At 35.5% G+C, this 16284-nt stretch carries 16 protein-coding genes and 3 riboswitches; of the genes, 11 read left to right on the top strand and 5 right to left on the bottom strand.

What is annotated here, in order from left to right; translation table 11 throughout:
* The first annotated feature begins 79 nt into the window (after positions 1-79).
* Positions 80-181, top strand: a riboswitch (purine riboswitch).
* A 160-nt stretch (positions 182-341) separates the two neighbouring features.
* The 7 genes from NSQ89_RS18090 to NSQ89_RS18060 all read left to right on the top strand — a co-directional run bounded on the left by NSQ89_RS18090 (position 342) and on the right by NSQ89_RS18060 (position 8295).
* On the top strand, positions 342-950 hold the full coding sequence (locus tag NSQ89_RS18090; RefSeq protein WP_341132988.1) for a xanthine phosphoribosyltransferase: 609 nt from the start codon (positions 342-344) through the stop codon (positions 948-950).
* 1 nt (position 951) lies between these two features.
* Entirely contained in the window at positions 952-2259 is a 1308-nt protein-coding gene (locus tag NSQ89_RS18085; RefSeq protein WP_341132987.1) for a nucleobase:cation symporter-2 family protein, read from the top strand.
* 422 nt (positions 2260-2681) lie between these two features.
* A riboswitch (SAM riboswitch) is annotated at positions 2682-2788 on the top strand.
* Positions 2789-2928: 140 nt separating this feature from the next.
* Complete coding sequence (locus tag NSQ89_RS18080) at positions 2929-3945, top strand: methionine ABC transporter ATP-binding protein (protein ID WP_144579415.1); 1017 nt, start codon at positions 2929-2931, stop codon at positions 3943-3945.
* Positions 3945-4607: a methionine ABC transporter permease gene (locus tag NSQ89_RS18075; RefSeq protein ID WP_047943633.1), complete on the top strand. Its 663-nt coding sequence runs from the start codon at positions 3945-3947 to the stop codon at positions 4605-4607. Before NSQ89_RS18080 ends, NSQ89_RS18075 begins: the two co-directional genes overlap by 1 nt.
* An 80-nt stretch (positions 4608-4687) precedes the next feature.
* Positions 4688-5545, top strand: coding sequence for a MetQ/NlpA family ABC transporter substrate-binding protein (locus NSQ89_RS18070; protein WP_144544674.1), 858 nt, complete (start codon positions 4688-4690; stop codon positions 5543-5545).
* A gap of 12 nt (positions 5546-5557) precedes the next feature.
* Positions 5558-6766, top strand: a complete 1209-nt coding sequence (locus NSQ89_RS18065) for a M20 family metallopeptidase (RefSeq protein ID WP_047943635.1) — start codon at positions 5558-5560, stop codon at positions 6764-6766.
* A 347-nt stretch (positions 6767-7113) separates the two neighbouring features.
* Positions 7114-8295: a NupC/NupG family nucleoside CNT transporter gene (locus NSQ89_RS18060; protein WP_341132986.1), complete on the top strand. Its 1182-nt coding sequence runs from the start codon at positions 7114-7116 to the stop codon at positions 8293-8295.
* A 47-nt stretch (positions 8296-8342) separates the two neighbouring features.
* Here the strand turns inward: NSQ89_RS18060 and NSQ89_RS18055 are convergent, their stop codons facing one another.
* Together NSQ89_RS18055 and NSQ89_RS18050 are read right to left on the bottom strand one after the other, a co-directional pair.
* Complete coding sequence (locus NSQ89_RS18055) at positions 8343-8747, bottom strand: YkvA family protein (protein ID WP_341132985.1); 405 nt, start codon at positions 8745-8747, stop codon at positions 8343-8345.
* Between the two features lie 95 nt (positions 8748-8842).
* Positions 8843-9028, bottom strand: a complete 186-nt coding sequence (locus NSQ89_RS18050) for a hypothetical protein (protein ID WP_047943638.1) — start codon at positions 9026-9028, stop codon at positions 8843-8845.
* 66 nt (positions 9029-9094) lie between these two features.
* Positions 9095-9196: riboswitch (cyclic di-GMP riboswitch) on the bottom strand.
* Positions 9197-10096: 900 nt separating this feature from the next.
* Between NSQ89_RS18050 and NSQ89_RS18045 the strand changes: the two genes are divergently transcribed.
* Positions 10097-10603 (top strand): hypothetical protein, encoded by a 507-nt coding sequence (locus tag NSQ89_RS18045; protein ID WP_144579411.1) that lies wholly within the window; start codon positions 10097-10099, stop codon positions 10601-10603.
* Positions 10604-10962: 359 nt separating this feature from the next.
* Here the strand turns inward: NSQ89_RS18045 and NSQ89_RS18040 are convergent, their stop codons facing one another.
* Positions 10963-11412 (bottom strand): AraC family transcriptional regulator, encoded by a 450-nt coding sequence (locus tag NSQ89_RS18040; RefSeq protein ID WP_341132984.1) that lies wholly within the window; start codon positions 11410-11412, stop codon positions 10963-10965.
* Positions 11413-11851: 439 nt separating this feature from the next.
* Positions 11852-12547, bottom strand: a complete 696-nt coding sequence (locus tag NSQ89_RS18035; protein WP_144579410.1) for a cyclic nucleotide-binding domain-containing protein — start codon at positions 12545-12547, stop codon at positions 11852-11854.
* 155 nt (positions 12548-12702) lie between these two features.
* On the opposite strand from NSQ89_RS18035, the gene ric reads away from it, so the two are divergent.
* Entirely contained in the window at positions 12703-13392 is a 690-nt protein-coding gene (ric, locus tag NSQ89_RS18030; RefSeq protein WP_095320750.1) for an iron-sulfur cluster repair di-iron protein, read from the top strand.
* A gap of 101 nt (positions 13393-13493) precedes the next feature.
* Positions 13494-14357 (top strand): NAD(P)-dependent oxidoreductase, encoded by an 864-nt coding sequence (locus tag NSQ89_RS18025; protein WP_047943681.1) that lies wholly within the window; start codon positions 13494-13496, stop codon positions 14355-14357.
* A 32-nt stretch (positions 14358-14389) separates the two neighbouring features.
* Here the strand turns inward: NSQ89_RS18025 and NSQ89_RS18020 are convergent, their stop codons facing one another.
* Complete coding sequence (locus NSQ89_RS18020) at positions 14390-15478, bottom strand: iron-containing alcohol dehydrogenase family protein (RefSeq protein WP_341133171.1); 1089 nt, start codon at positions 15476-15478, stop codon at positions 14390-14392.
* 185 nt (positions 15479-15663) lie between these two features.
* On the opposite strand from NSQ89_RS18020, the gene NSQ89_RS18015 reads away from it, so the two are divergent.
* Positions 15664-16260 (top strand): AAA family ATPase, encoded by a 597-nt coding sequence (locus NSQ89_RS18015; protein WP_095258432.1) that lies wholly within the window; start codon positions 15664-15666, stop codon positions 16258-16260.
* Positions 16261-16284: the final 24 nt, after the last annotated feature.

Here is a 16284-nt window from a genome sequence, read left to right as displayed (position 1 = left end):
AAGCTGGAAACTTTCTCCTTTTAAAAAAATTTAGTTTTCATTTCCGAGAAAATCCGTTATAATCCATTATGTTGTCAAATAATCAATCGATATATACACTCGTATAATAGCAGGAATATGGCCTGCAAGTTTCTACCAGATGACCGTTAATCATCTGACTACGGGTAAGCGTATAAAATGGAGATATACTGATCTATACATAAATAGGGCAGTCTATTTTTGCTTTAAAAACACAGCCGCTTACTCATAGAGTAAGCAGCTGTGTTTTTTTGTATTATGTAAGGATAGTTCGAGCATTTATTGTTATTAGCTATCCTCCAAAAAAGGAGAGAGTCTAGTTAATGGAGTTATTGAAGAAGAAAATTGAAGAAGAAGGTATTGTGTTAAGTGATCATGTTTTAAAAGTAGATTCATTCATTAATCACCAAATGGACCCTCAGCTGATGAAGGAAATTGGCCTGGAATTTGCTAGATTGTTTAAAGATGCTGGGATTACAAGAATCTTAACAATAGAGTCATCTGGTATCGCACCAGCTATAATGGCAGGTCTAGCATTAGATGCTCCGGTTATTTTTGCAAGAAAAAGAAAATCCCTTACTTTAACAAGCGATTTATATACAGCAACAGTTTATTCATTTACAAAACAAGAGTCAAATGAAATTACAGTTTCCAAAAAGTATATGCATTCAGATGATCATGTTCTCGTAATTGATGACTTTTTAGCTAATGGACAGGCTGCTTTAGGCTTAGCAAATATTGTCGAGCAGGCTGGTGCAACTGTTAGTGGAATTGGGATATTAATCGAAAAGTCATTCCAGCAAGGGGCAGATGATTTAATTGCAAAAGGCTATCGAGTAGAATCTCTAGCAAGAATTGCCTCTTTAAAGGGTGGAAAAGTAACATTTGCCGAACAGCGAATACATGATGGCATTTATGCAGGGGGATATTAAAATGGAAAAAATGTCAGTAAAAACATGGTCTATAGGTCTGCAGCATGTACTAGCAATGTATGCTGGTGCTGTGCTAGTACCTTTAATAGTTGGTGGAGCATTAAAATTAACACCTGAACAATTAACCTATCTTATATCGATTGATCTATTAACATGTGGTGTTGCTACGTTGCTGCAGGTTTGGAAAAATAAATTTTTTGGAATTGGTCTTCCTGTTATGCTTGGCTGTACATTCACTGCAGTTGGTCCAATGATTGCGATTGGAAGTAAGCATGGAATAACGGCCATTTATGGTGCAATTATTGTTTCTGGTATTATTGTTGTTCTTATCTCTTCAATCTTTAGCAAGCTTGTGAAATTTTTTCCACCAGTCGTAACTGGTTCTGTTGTTACAATAATTGGTCTTACTTTAATTCCTGTAGCATTTAATGATATGGCAGGAGGGCAGGGAAGTGCAGACTTCGGTAATATTAAAAACGTCGTACTTGCTTTTGGTGTACTTGCTATCATTATATTGCTAAATAAATTTACAACTGGATTTATCAAGACAATTTCTATTCTGATTGGAATTATTATCGGAACGCTAATTGCTGCAATGATGGGAATGGTTGATTTTGCTAAAGTGGGTGAAGCTGATTGGATACATGGAATCACTCCATTTTATTTTGGAATGCCAACCTTTGATCTCACTTCCATTATCACGATGACTCTTGTTGCCATTGTGAGTTTAATTGAATCAACAGGTGTCTATTTAGCATTAGGAGATATAACTAATAAAAAGGTTTCAGAAAAAGATTTAGCAAACGGATATCGAGCAGAAGGGATAGCTTCTGTTATTGGCGGGATTTTCAATTCCTTCCCTTACACAGCTTATTCACAAAATGTTGGTTTAGTTCAATTAACAGGTGTAAAAACAAAGAATGTTATTTATGCAGCAGGAACAATTTTAGTTATTTTAGGCTTTATTCCTAAGATTGCAGCCATTACAACATTGATTCCAACATCTGTACTTGGGGGCGCTTCGCTTGCAATGTTTGGTATGGTTGTGTCCTATGGTATTAAAATGCTAGGACAGGTGGATTTTAATCACCAAGGAAACTTACTCATTCTTGCTTGCTCGATTGGAATGGGGCTTGGTGTAACCGTTGTTCCAGATATCTTTATGAAATTTCCAGAAAGCATCCGCATCCTCTTCCAAAGCGGTATTGTTGCAGGTGGGCTAACTGCAATTATCTTAAATATTTTATTTAACATAATTCCCGGATCACGTGCCAAAACAGTACAAATGGAAGAAAAGACAGCAGCCTAAATTTGCGATGCTAAAAACAGATAACTAAGACTTTCCGCAGAAAACGGGAAGTCTTATTTTGTTTAAACAAAAAAGCAAAAGTAATCCAATAATAAGAATAAATCGAGAAATTACACTTTTTTATAAAAATTATTCCGATAAGTTTAATTGTATTTATTTGTTATATCAGAATATTTTTTGTTAATGGTTATAGGAATAGATAGAGTATTGATTGAAGTCGAAGTTAAAGAAATTTTATGGGTAATAAGAATAGTTTCTTATCCTATATATAAAAACGATTATCAAGTGGATGTTTTATAAGAATAATTTATTTTTATAACGAAGCATATTTGAAAATAAAAAAATGCAAAAAACATAGTTGACAATTTATTTATCTAGTTTTATAGTTGTTATCAAATCTTACAAAATTACATAAAACATTTTTCTTATCCAGAGAGACGGAGGGACAGGCCCGAAGAAGTCTCGGCAGCGGATTTAATTAAACACCGTGCCAATTCCTGCAAATGCTTGTGCATTTGAAAGATGAGAAAAAGTAGTTTCTTTGTCTTATAAAGGCCCTGCTTTTTCTTTCTGGAAAGAAGAAGCAGGGCCTTTTTGCATTCACTAATAGCCTGCTTCTTCTTGACAAGATACGTATGTTATTAACCTAGTATAGGAGTGGAAGGGCAAATGATTGAATTTCAAAAGGTAGCCAAAACCTTTAAGCTTGGCAGTCGCGAAGTAAACGCAGTAAAGGACGTTTCTATCTCCATTGCACAAGGAGAGATTTTTGGGATTATTGGTTTCAGTGGAGCTGGAAAAAGTACTTTATTACGACTTGTGAATTTATTAGAAACACCAACAAACGGAAATATCCAAGTACAAGGAGTAGATGTAGCCTCCCTATCACCAAAAGAGATTCGCAAGCTTCGCCGAAGAATCGGCATGATTTTTCAAAACTTTAATCTCTTTACATCTCGAACGGTAGCCGGAAACATAGCCTATCCATTAAAGCTAGCTGGTGTATCGAAAAAGGAAATAAAAGAAAGAGTGGCAGAGCTCTTGCACTTTGTCGGTTTATCCGATAAAGCAGACGACTATCCTGAACAATTGTCAGGAGGACAGAAGCAGCGGGTTGGGATTGCACGTGCTCTTGCTACTTCTCCGGATATATTGATTTGTGATGAAGCAACTTCTGCGCTTGATCCAGATACAACAGGCGAAATACTGCGTTTATTAAAAAAAGTAAATAAGGATTTAGGCATTACGATTTTATTAATTACACATGAGATGCATGTTATTCAAGAAATATGTGACCGAGTGGCTGTGATGGAAAATGGCGAAGTAATAGAGAATGGATCTGTCTTTGAAGTTTTCACAAATCCCCAACACTCGACTACACAACGCTTTATTCAGTCTGTACAGCAGGATCGTCCATCTGCTTCCTTATTGGCTGAATGGAGGAATAAGGGCGGCGACAAGTTATATAGAGTAATTTTTAAAGGGGAAATTGCAAGTGATCCAGTTCTTTCAAAGGTCACAAGAAAATTTAATGTCGATGTAAATATTGTTTATGGATCTGTTCGGGAATTGCAAGAGAAGTTTTATGGGAATCTTCTCGTATCCTTTGAAGGCAGCAAGGAAAATATTAAAGCGGTTCTGCATGAATTAGAAGCATTAGTAACAGTTGAGGAGGTGCTTGTTTAATGAAGGTTGATTGGAGTACTTTTTGGCCGCGCATTGTGGAATCTACCGGAGAAACCATATTAATGGTTATTACCACTCTTATTTTAGGATCTATTTTAGGCATTACGATTGGATTACTTCTCTTTGTGACAAGGAAGGGAAATATTTTGGAAAATAAACTAGTTTTCCGTTTGCTCAATATTCTAATAAATATTATCCGCCCTATTCCATTTATTATTTTCTTAGTAGCAATCAGCCCGTTAACAAGAGCAGTTGTGGGTACAACGATTGGGACTTGGGCAGCGATATTTCCAATGACTATTGCAGCCTCATTCGGAATTGCGAGAGTAGTAGAAAATAATTTAGTCAGTATTGACCCAGGAGTTATTGAAGCTGCTAAAGCGATGGGAGCAAGCCCTTTGCAAATCATTTTTACTGTACTAATTCCGGAAGCATTAGGACCACTGATTCTAGGATTAACCTTTGTAACGATCAGCTTAATTGATTTTTCTGCTATGGCTGGTACCGTTGGCGGAGGCGGACTGGGACATGTGGCGATGACATATGGCTACCAGCGTTTTGATGGCAGTGTTATGCTTGTTACCGTCATTATACTGATTATACTTGTACAAATTGCTCAATGGATTGGAAATACATTATCAAGAAAAATAATGAGACGTTAAGACAAAACTTTAACGATGGGATATTTACCGCTTTATAAAGTTAAAAAATAACAAAAATTACTAATTAAGGAGAATGAGAGATGAAAAAATATTTTGCTATTTTACTATTATTAACAACTATTTGGGCACTAGCTGCCTGCGGGTCAGATAGTGCATCAGGTAAAGATAAAACAGTGAAGGTGAAAATAGGGGTAACAGGATCCGATGGAGAAGTCTGGCCGACTTTGAAGAAAAAGGCGAAAGCAGAAGGAATTGAAATCGAGCTAGTCGAGTTTTCAGACTATACTTTGCCAAACCAAGCTTTAGAGAATGGAGATATTGATATTAACTCCTTCCAGCATATTGCTTTTCTAAGTCAGTTTAATGAAGAAAACAAAACGGATTTAACACCCATCGGAACAACAGTGATTGCTCCTATGGGAATCTATTCAGAAAAAGTGAAAGATGTAAGTGAAATAAAAGAGGGTGACAAAATTGCTATTCCAGACGATCCATCTAATCAAGCGCGCGCTTTAAAATTACTTGAATCTGCAGGGTTAATTACCTTAGCTGATGACTTTGGATTATTTGGAGATCCATCTAAGATTGTAAAAAACCCAAAGAAACTTGATATCTTGCCAATTGTAGCTCAACAAACACCAAGAGTCTTACCAGATGTTGCAGCATCTGTTATCAATAATGGTGTCGCTGGTCAAGCAGGCTTTGATCCTGTTAAAGATCCCATTTATCTAGAAGATGCAGAGGATAAAAACGTATTACCATATGTAAATATCTTTGCGGCTCGTACAGAGGATGCGAATAATGAAACCTATCAGAAAATTGTTGAACTTTATCATGAAGAAGAAGTTGTGAAAGCGGTAGAAGCAGATACAAATGGTGGTTCGATTGTAGTAAATATTGCAAAAGATGAGCTGGCAAAACAATTTAAAGGACTATAAGGGGGAGAGAAAATGAGTAATACGTTATCTGGTCTTGATTTAATTAATGAATCCATTCAAACAAATAAGGATCTTTATATTGAAACGAGTCAATTAATTCATGCAAATCCTGAGATTGGCAATCAAGAATTTTTTGCAAGTAAAAGGCATGTAGATATTCTAACAAACGCGGGATTTAAAGTGGAAATTGCTGTTGCTGGACATGAAACATCTTTTTATGCAGTAAAAGACAGTGGGATATCTGGTCCAACCATTGCCTTCCTTGCTGAATATGATGCCCTGCCTGGTCTAGGGCATGCTTGTGGTCACAATATTATTGGAACAACAAGTGTTGCAGCTGGTATTGCCTTATCTCAAGTACTGTCTAAAACTGGTGGGAAAGTAGTTGTTCTTGGCACACCTGCAGAAGAGGGAGGTCCAAATGGGAGTGCAAAAGGAAGCTTTGTGAAACATGGCTATTTAAAGGATGTGGATGTCGCTTTAATGATTCATCCCTCCGGCCAAACCTCGTTGACTAGTGAAACACTTGCTGTGGATCCCTTAGATTTTCATTTTTACGGAAAAGCAGCACATGCATCCGGATCACCTGAAAAAGGGATAAACGCACTTGATGCAGTTATACAATTGTTTGTCGGCATCAATGCGCTTAGACAACAGCTGCCTGATGATATCAGAATCCATGGGATTATAACAAACGGGGGAGATGCACCTAATATCATACCAGAATATGCATCAGCACGATTCTATATACGTGCCGAAACATGGAAAAAAACAGAAGAGGTTGCAGCAAAAGTTCGTGCGATCGCTGAAGGAGCTGCGCTTGCCACTGGTGCGACTGTTAAAGTGGAAAGATTTCAAAATGAAGTGAAGGATTTTGTATTAAACCCAATTTTAGATGGAATCTTAAAAGAAGAATTAGAGGCAGTTGGAGAAACAGTTGTAACGGAAAGATCTCGCGGAAAAGGATCAACAGACGCTGGAAATATTAGCTATGAAGTTCCAACTGCGCATCCTCATATTAAAATAGGACCAGACGACTTAATTGCCCATACGAACGAATTTCGAGAAGCCGCAAAATCACCAACTGGAGATGCCGCTCTTGTTAAAGGAGCACAAGTCCTTGCAAAAACAGGCTATCGTTTGCTTTCAGATAGTGTGCTTTTAAATCGTGTGAATAAAGCATTTGAAGCAGCGAAAAAAGAAAAAGTAAACTCCATTTAAAATAGTTATTTTTGTCACTGGAAATTTCAAAAGAATAAAGAAATGGAAAAAGCAATTTTAGGAGATGGTTCCTGAAATTGCTTTTTATCGTTTTATTTACCTGGGTGAGTATTTATAATGATATGAATTAAATATATTTAGATAATATTTAGAAAGGTTGAAATTTTATTAATTTAACTTATTCTTCAATTAAAGGATGACATTAACCCAAATATAAGGTAATATCTAAAACTGTATATCGTTTTTAATGTATTAGCAATGTTTTCTGAAGTTATATTAACTATATTAAGATAGTTTTTATGAGAAGAGGAAGGTTGTTACTGCTTCATATTTAGGAGGAATTTTCTATGTCGATTTTAGTTGGGATATTAGGTATCATCGTGACGATAGCTATTGCCTTTTTACTATCAAATGATAAAAAAAGGATTAACTTCAGAGCTATTCTCGTATTATTTGTGCTTGAATTTATTGTAGCACTAATAATGTTTAAAACTACAGTAGGACTAAAAATAGTAGAAGCTACATCTAACGGTGTCTCTAAAGTCCTTAACTATGGGTATGAAGGGGTAAATTTTGTTACTGGGGGATTAGTACCAGAAGGCGAAAGTGTTTTTTTCATTAATGTTCTTATGATCATTATTTTTACTTCTACTTTATTATCTTTATTAACCCATATCAAAGTATTGCCACTAGCAATTAAATATATTGGTGGTGCATTGGCTAAGATTACTGGTTTATCAACGGTTGTAACATTTAACAGCATTAACTCTATCTTTTTTGGACAATCGGAAGCACTTCTTGCGATCAAAGGGCATTTAGATACGATAAACGCAAATAAATTATTTATTGTATGTACCTCTGCTATGGGATCTGTTTCTGCATCTATTATGGGGGCATACATGGAAATGATTCCTCCCCAATATGTATTAGCAGCTATGATTTTAAATGCATTATCTGCTTTAATTATTGCGACACTTATTGCACCAATTTCAAAAGATGAAGATGAGAAAATTAACATAAAAGATGTCTCCAATACGAATTCTGTTTTTGGAGCAATCTCAGCAGGAGCTTTAGATGGTGGTCGTGTTGCCTTAATTGTTGCCGCGATGTTAGTTGCTTATGTTGGTTTACTGGCTCTAATTGACGGTTTCTTTACAAGTATTTTCGGCATCGGTTTTACCGGTATATTGGGTTATATATTTGCTCCAATTGCTTGGATAATGGGGATACCTGGCAGTGAAATAGTAACGGCTGGTTCTGTAATGGGGACGAAATTAGCTGCAAACGAATTTGTAGCAATGCTGCAATTACAACCATTACTTGGAGATCTTTCAGACAAAACAGTAGGGATTGTGTCCACTTTCCTTGTATCTTTTGCAAATTTCTCTAGTATTGGAATTATTGCTGGATCGATTCAAGCAATTAATGCCAAAAAAGCAGATATCGTTGCAAAATTCGGACTGAAAATGTTATTAGCAGCCACACTTGCATCTGTATTAACCGCTACAATCGTAGGTTTATTTCTTTAATAAATGAAAAAGGGACTGTTGCTAGTCCCTTTTTTTATAAGCAATTTCTACTTTATTTTTTTATCTATTTCAGTTGTATCGACTTTACTGCCAAACCACTCTGTGAGTTTTAATCTTGCTTTTGATTTAATATCCTCATCAATATACATAGCAACTTGGAATAATGCAAGTCCTAGTGCCCCTAAATCATCTGTATAACCTATACCAACAAGAAAATCAGGGATTAAATCAAGAGGGAGGATAAAATAACCTAATGCTCCAATAATAGTTGCTTTGATTTTTTTAGGTACATTTGGTTTTTGTAAAGTGTAATACAACAAAAGCACCGCATAAACGACAGAGGAACCTGCCTTTTTTCCAAACTTGGCAATTTTGAACCAAAATTTTTCCTCGGAATAATGCTTTCCTGCATCAGCAAGTTCTTTTTCTAATTTTTCTTTTGATTCGGCCATTATGAAAGCTCCTTTCCTAATGGTTTTCGCGCCTATTCATATAATGATTATATGCTTTTGTATAGTATAAGTAAAATATTTACTGTTTGCCTAGTCTATTTACCAACAAAAGTAAGGAAAATACGAAGCCATCCAAAAAAGGAAATCCATAAAGGGGTACTAATAAGCATACCGAAAAATAGTCCCTTCCCAAAATTTCCTGTTTCCGGTAAATAATAGTTTTGATCGCTTACAACGATTGATCGCTTGATTAGTATTTCATCATTATTTTTTTGTCTCATTTTCTTTTTTCCCTTCATCTAAATCGTCGAAGGTGGATTCGGTAACTGGCTGGCAAGCGTAATGAATGTCATAACTTTTGCTATCATGTAGAAAAAATCAATCTTCGTTACCCCTAAGCCCCTATAGCTTTGCGTCATCACTTTTCAATGATTTTGCCCTTTCGTCGATTAGTCAGATTATTATAGTTTAAGATTAGTACTTGCTAGTTCGAAGTACCAGCATCAAAAGGCCTATAACACCTTTATAAGGAAATTATATCAAATATTTTGTGGGAATTATAGGTTATTTATACTATATTAGACATCAGAACTTCTTTTTCCTCATACTTTCTCCTTTTGCTAATTGATTGTCCATTCATTATTTTTCCTATAATAATGGGCAAAAAATAAATAGGAAAACAATAATTATCCACAAAAGCCATTAAGCAGTCATCCCATTTTTAAACAAACGTCAAGTAAAAAATATTTTTTAAGAAATAGAGAAGTTACCACGGTAAAAGAAGACAGTGGATTTCGACGTTCTTCTCCATTATTCAAGGAGTAATTTAATTGTTCTAGTTGTTTTAGTGATAAGACGTATGTCGGAAGGAGATTTAATCGATCAGTATTGCCGTGTTTTAGGATAATTTCCCGGGAAACTTGTCGCTATTTCTGTATTTACTTTTTATCGGTGCATGTGGAAGTATTATGTCAACATTTGTTTATCCATTAAAAAGATTATTCTTTGGCTGAAGCTTCGACCTTTTTATTCTTTTAGCAGCTTTCCTTATCGGTGAATATGCCATTCATTTTGGGGTAGAGGTAGCAGCAAAGTATATTGTTTCTTCTATGGCAAATGGCGCGAAGTGCAAATGGGTTTATTTATCCATTGTTATGAAATAATTATAATTTTCTTTTTGTGTTACCTATTTTTACAATGATGATTTTCCATTACTCATTCATTGCCTTCTGAAAGAAAAGATCATCGTCCAGTTATCATTCCTGTAGGACTTGTTTTAAAAACTGTTTACTGCACCTCAAATGGGCTATTTACATAGAGTAATATAAAAGCTCGAAAGGGGAATAATAATGTATTTTCAGCCGTTTTATTCTTATTGTGGACACCATTCTTTTCTACCTCATCATAGAATGATTAGTTCGCAAATAGGTGGAGAATCTAGAATAACCCCTCCATCGAATGGTGGAGGAACAGTTCCTCATTTGCCGCCAATCGGAGGTGGGATTTTGCCGCCGTTTCCAGGTGGAGAACAACCGCCTCCTCCAGCAGGACCTCCAGCATTTCCAGATGCACCGCAGATTGGAGGTGGGACTGACTCTGGACCGCCGATATCACCACCGCCATCTTTTACACCACAATTAAATCAGTCGCAACTAAGCACTTTTACTGTTGAATCTAGTTCTATCCGCCCTTGTATGTACCGCTTTACTTTTATTTGGTTAGAAAATGGCAAAGGATTTTGGTTCTATCCAACCTTTATTGGGCGTCATTCTATTGCAGGATATCGTTGGCGAATAAACCGTTGGATGTATTATGGAACAGATATTAACCGTATTCGATTTTTTCAGTGTATTTAAGCTAGCAAGGAAAGATCTCCTATGTTGATAATGAAACAGAGTTATTGTGGAATACAAAGTGGTGTAGTATGAATGATATTTAGTGTGAATGAAGAAAGTCCAATGTAGAAACTATAAAGGGAGCAGAGGGAAAGCAGCCATTATAAAGAGAGACAAGTGAAGCATTTAAACGAGCAAGGTCTCTGTGCCCCAAAAGAAGAGAACAGAGAAAAAAGGTAAAGGAGGAGAGCTCTCTGTGCCCCAAAAAGAAAGAGGAATAGAGAAAAAGTAAAAGAGAAGAGTTCTCTGTGACTGAAATCCAAAAGAAAAAGTGCAAAAAGGTAACAGATACCCCTTCTCCTCGCTGTGCCACTGCTCGGTTACTGTATAGGAACTAGTATTTCACACAAATGATTTTCAATCATTTGTGAATTATATCTTTCTATAATTGGTTGTTTTCTTAATGATAGATTATGTCTTTCTATCTCAGAAATAATATTTCCCCAAAATTCACTGACTGCCTCTTTTGTATGGTCGAGCAAGAAAACAGCATATTTTCCACCGGGAAATTCACCAACTTGAGCTGGTTTTGCTACTTTAAAATTATTTTCTATCACAATACAAACATCATAACGGCATTCCTCCTTAGGTGTGATTTCTGGGTTATCTCGAGGTATGCCAAGAATAATAGAATTATCAAATAAGCCATTCGATTTTGCCCACTTTTTAAAGGATTCCATCAATTCTTTATTTTGTTTTTCTCCATACTCCCCAACATTTCGAAAATAAGCAATCCTTGATTTAGGTATTTCTTCAATAGTTATATTCATATTGTAACCTCCTTCTTAGATAAGGTAATTCGAATTAAAATGTTTTTCAAGTGAATTTTAAAAAAATTTTGACTTCATGATGGTTTTCTTCTCTCAAGAAGTAATTCACTAGATCTTTAAACAGATATCTTTGTGGAGAAGATTAATTCAAAAGAAGCAAAAAGAATAGAAATGGGATGATTTTTTGAAGTACATTTCTGTTAATTAGCAAGAAGAGTTGTTCTATATAAGGAACGAATAGGAAATATTTAATGGGAGGCTGGATAACATTAACCTACGTAACAATTTTAAAATCACTAATGATGGTTTATCAAATTTGGCCATTGCGCGGAAGCTTAGGAGAATAAGAAGTTACTTATGTAAAAGTGTTTCCTGCTTGGAAAAGGAGAAGGAATAGCTGCGATGAATATTTATTTGTTTTCATTATTAAAGGGGGAAGTTATCCCCCTATTGATTGAAGCTTCCCTTTATTATGAATGAGAATTTGTTTGTTACCGATTAAGGTAAGAATGTCTTTGTCGGCAAGTTTTGCAAGTTTTCGGCTGATTGTTTCTCTCGTAAGGCCAACATAGCTGGAGACTTCTTCTCTTGTGATAGGGAGGGTAATAAGAACAGTATTTTGATGTTCTGTCCCGAATTTCTCACAGAATTCTAAAAGCATATCGGCAATTCTCACTTCGGGATCTTTCGTTGCTAACGTTCTTGCTAGATCTTCTGTATGAGATAAGCGTTTGGTAATCGTTTTTAACAGTTTGAAAGAGATTTCAGGATTACTTAACATTATTTGATCAAAATCTTGTTTTTTTAATACACATATCTTTGTATCTTCTAAAGCATGGCAGCTTAAGTTCATAACCATGTCATCATGAAAAAGATTGCTCTCTCCAAAGAAATCACCAGTCGTTAATAAATGAACGATTTGTTCTTTCCCCTGAATAGTTAACTTAGATAGCTTGACTTTGCCACTATGAATAATATAAAGAGAGGTGGAAATATCTCCTTCCTCTATAATCATCTCGCCTTTTTTAAATAGTTTATGATGAACCACATCTGTTATTTTTTTTATTTCTAAATCTGATAAAGAGTAAAATATAGGAACTCGTTTAGGACATGGGCTAACCATTTGTTGTTTCATTATTAACACCACCAGTCAATTTGTGTATTTTTTCACAATTAAAACGATGATTATCTAATTAAAATTATAACAATCTTTAATCTGTGATTTCAATCCTATTTTACTTTGTCCATATCTTTTATACTTTAGCTATTCTAATAAGGGAGAGTGTTCATATGAATGCCATTTTTACGGAAGAGACGAAAACAGGTGATATCATTATTAAGTTTCCAGCAGCAAGTAAACTATTTAAAGAATATAAAATTGATTTTTGCTGTGGGGGAAATCGCCCAATAGGAGAGGCAATTAAATCTTTACATTTAGAAGATAAGGATTTAGTAAAAGTACTCAATATTATGTATGAACAGATGCAGACAACCGAAGAAATTGACTGGATGAATAGGTCATTAACTGATTTAGTGAAATATATTATCGATCATTACCATGCAAATACGAGAGATTTATTAGAAGAATTAGATGGATTTGTTAGTAAAGTCTATCGTGTGCATGGGGAGCGCGATTTACATTTGAAAGATATGTATACCCAGTTTTATTTATTAAAGGACGATTTAGAACAACACTTGCTTCGAGAAGAGCAGCGGATTTTTCCAAAAGTGATAGAATATGAGGCGAGTAAGGAAGTAGAAAGTCTTGAAAAGGCTCGTGCTGAAATCGCAATATTGGAAAAGGAACATGAAGGTGCAGGGGAAATATTGAAGAAAATTCGCCAAGCTACGAATGATTATGAACTGCCGCTGCATGCATGTAATACGTACCGATTAACCTATTTAAAACTAGAAGAATTAGAGAGCTTAACATTTGATCATATTCATCTCGAGAACAATGTATTGTTTAGAAGATTATAAACGGTAATTCTTCTTCCTATCCTATATCCACATTGACGTATTGTGATAAATAATATGGTAAAATGTGTATGACTATTGGATGGGAAGGATGGAATGATTGTATGAAAATAGGTTGGATAGGATTAGGAAATATGGGGATTCCGATGGCTTTGAATTTAATCAAGGCTGGTTATGAATTAACGTTCTATAATCGTACACCCGATAAAGGAAAAGAATTAATTGCTGTTGGTGCCAAACAGGCTGAATCGTTAACAGAACTAGTCGATAACAGTAACCTCATTTTTACAATGGTTTCAGACGATAATGCTGTGAAAAGCATCTATCTTGAAAATGGAATCTTGTCACATGCAAAATCAGGAAAAGTATTTATTGATATGAGTACCGTTTCCCCACAAACGTCTCAATTCATTTATAATACTGCTTTAGAAAATGGAGTGAAGTTTCTTGATGCCCCAGTTTCAGGAAGTGTTCAACCGGCTAAGGAAGGAAATTTACTTGTTTTAGTTGGCGGCGAAGAAGAAGTTTACGAACAGGTGAAAGCTGTATTGGAGCCGATGAGCAAGCTTTCTATTTATCTTGGTCCATCTGGAGCCGGCAGTAATGCAAAACTTGCCATTAACTTATTATTGGGAATTACAGTACAAGGAATTGCCGAATCCGTTCTTTTTGCAGAAAAACAAGGAATAAAAAAAGAAGACATGTTAACTATTATTAATGAAAGTGCAGTCGGAACAGCAATTTCAAAAATGAAATCATCGTCTATTTTAAAGGATGATTTTCCAGCAGCATTTGCCCTTAAGCATATGGCAAAAGATTTACGACTAGCAAGTGAAACGGCAGAATTAAATGCGATTGGAGCATCAGCCTATAAAACATATCAATCCGCTCTTGAAAATGGATTAGGAGAATTCGATGTAATGGCTGTTTTAAAAGAGTTAAAAGGAGATGGATCAACATCGCTATAAGCGATGTTGAATTCTATCTCCTTTTTCATTTTTTATACAGATTTGCTAGTTGTGATACTTTCCAGGACGTTCATTGCCGCAATTACTTCATCTGCTCGATAGGAACCCATCAGCTGAAGCGACTCTTTTGGATTAGCAGCATGTTCTGCAACCTTTTGTAGAGCTATTGCTTGATTATCTACAATATGTAAGTCTGCTAAATTGGTTGGAAAACCGAGCTGCTGATAATATGGCAACAATGCTTCGATTTCATCAATGCGGTTTTCTAAGGCAAGCTGGACTAATATGCCATAAGCCACCTTTTGTCCATGAAGGATGGTGTGTGTTTCTTCAACAAAGCTTAATCCGTTATGAATGGCATGAGATCCAGACATTCTCCCATATCTTCCACCGAATCCTCCTACTGTTCCTGCTAAAGTAATAACGGCTTCTACCGTTTTAGTAAAGCTCGGTGTAACTTTTCCAGCTTCACTGCTTTGAACTGCTTTTATACTATCCTTTAATAAAATATCACGGATGAAAACAGATTGGCTTAATGCAGCTTGGACAAATAAAGAGTGAGCTCTTTCATCATTCGCATTTCGGATAATCGCTTCTGCTTCATACCATTTTGTTAAGGTATCACCAATTCCACTTTTCAAATAATCAATCGGGGCGTGAATTAAAAATGCTGGATCAACAACCGTTAAATAACTAGAGCGTCTATGATATGCTACTCTTTCAAATTCCCCATCTGGTGAATAAATGACACTTAATGGTGTGCTTGCAGCACATGTTCCAGCAACAGTTGGAATTAAAACAACTTCGATATTTAATTTATCTGCAACTGCCTTGGCAGTATCTAATATAATGCCGCCTCCTATACCAATAATGACATCAGCTGCTCCACATGATGGGGCGAGCTCCTCTATCGCCTGTTGAGAACTATAGCCTGCGTGCTGAATAATTTTCCAGTGTTCAGGAATGGAAGCGACATATTTAGTATAGGCTTCAAATGATTTATTGCCAGTTATGATGGCAGGAGCTTGAAAGGGAGACAATAAACTGTCTAATTCCTTTAGAATTCCTTCTTTACAAATATATTGGTTAGGACCACTTCTAACGATGTCCTCTGGTTGAATTTGCATTGTTTTTCCTCCTTAGAGATAGCCTCTGTAAATAAATTATATTATTCTAAAAATTATACAACTTTCGGAAAGCGAAAAGTAGGTGTTTTTTCAAAAAAATCAAACATTTGGAGTGAGAAAAAAAGAAAGAGTGATAAATTTGCTATAGTAAAAGAAAAATACCTTATGGGGGGAAGCTTATGATTATTTGGATCAACGGAACATTTGGTGCAGGGAAGACAACAACTGCTTATGAGCTTGTGAAAAGATTAGAAAAAGCATTTGTATTTGATCCAGAAAGATTTGGATATGTCTTAATGAAAAATATTCCACCCGCTTTACAAAAGGATGATTTTCAAGATTTTCCTCTTTGGAGAGAGACAAACTATTCATTATTAAAACAAATCACTCGCGATTACGATGGAATCATTATAGTACCAATGACCATTACGAATGAAGCATATTTTCATGAAATTATCTCGCGATTAAAGAATGATCAGATTATAGTTAAACATGTTACACTGATGGCGTCAAAAGCTACGATCAAAAAACGATTACGAAGCAGATTAGAAGGAGAAGATTCTTGGGCATATAAGCAAGCTGAATCTCGATTAAAGCAGTTAGAACGATCATTATTTAGGGAGCATGTGGATACAAATGGTTTAAGTATCGAGGAAGTCATCGAAAAAGTTGCGCAGGCTATTGGCTTAAATTTAAAAGAAGATAAAAGAAATCCATTTAGAAAAAGAACGGATAGATTATGGAATAAATTAAAGGAAATTAGCTTATTTAAGTAAAGAAATCAATGAATTTTGGTGATG

Origin of the sequence: Niallia sp. FSL R7-0648 (assembly GCF_038007005.1) — a bacterium.
Classification (GTDB): Bacteria; Bacillota; Bacilli; order Bacillales; family Cytobacillaceae; genus Niallia; species Niallia circulans.
The sequence above is the reverse complement of the archived record's forward strand: the minus strand, read 5'-3'. Positions and strand labels throughout refer to the sequence as shown.

Coding starts and splice junctions, on each gene's coding strand:
- NSQ89_RS18045 (WP_144579411.1), top strand. CDS start 10,097: ATGTATTTTCAGCCGTTTTATTCTTATTGTGGACACCATTCTTTTCTA.
- NSQ89_RS18075 (WP_047943633.1), top strand. CDS start 3,945: ATGAAGGTTGATTGGAGTACTTTTTGGCCGCGCATTGTGGAATCTACC.
- NSQ89_RS18025 (WP_047943681.1), top strand. CDS start 13,494: ATGAAAATAGGTTGGATAGGATTAGGAAATATGGGGATTCCGATGGCT.
- NSQ89_RS18060 (WP_341132986.1), top strand. CDS start 7,114: ATGTCGATTTTAGTTGGGATATTAGGTATCATCGTGACGATAGCTATT.
- NSQ89_RS18090 (WP_341132988.1), top strand. CDS start 342: ATGGAGTTATTGAAGAAGAAAATTGAAGAAGAAGGTATTGTGTTAAGT.
- NSQ89_RS18035 (WP_144579410.1), bottom strand. CDS start 12,547: ATGAAACAACAAATGGTTAGCCCATGTCCTAAACGAGTTCCTATATTT.
- NSQ89_RS18015 (WP_095258432.1), top strand. CDS start 15,664: ATGATTATTTGGATCAACGGAACATTTGGTGCAGGGAAGACAACAACT.
- NSQ89_RS18065 (WP_047943635.1), top strand. CDS start 5,558: ATGAGTAATACGTTATCTGGTCTTGATTTAATTAATGAATCCATTCAA.
- NSQ89_RS18040 (WP_341132984.1), bottom strand. CDS start 11,412: ATGAATATAACTATTGAAGAAATACCTAAATCAAGGATTGCTTATTTT.
- NSQ89_RS18055 (WP_341132985.1), bottom strand. CDS start 8,747: ATGGCCGAATCAAAAGAAAAATTAGAAAAAGAACTTGCTGATGCAGGA.
- NSQ89_RS18070 (WP_144544674.1), top strand. CDS start 4,688: ATGAAAAAATATTTTGCTATTTTACTATTATTAACAACTATTTGGGCA.
- NSQ89_RS18085 (WP_341132987.1), top strand. CDS start 952: ATGGAAAAAATGTCAGTAAAAACATGGTCTATAGGTCTGCAGCATGTA.
- NSQ89_RS18080 (WP_144579415.1), top strand. CDS start 2,929: ATGATTGAATTTCAAAAGGTAGCCAAAACCTTTAAGCTTGGCAGTCGC.
- NSQ89_RS18050 (WP_047943638.1), bottom strand. CDS start 9,028: ATGAGACAAAAAAATAATGATGAAATACTAATCAAGCGATCAATCGTT.
- ric (WP_095320750.1), top strand. CDS start 12,703: ATGAATGCCATTTTTACGGAAGAGACGAAAACAGGTGATATCATTATT.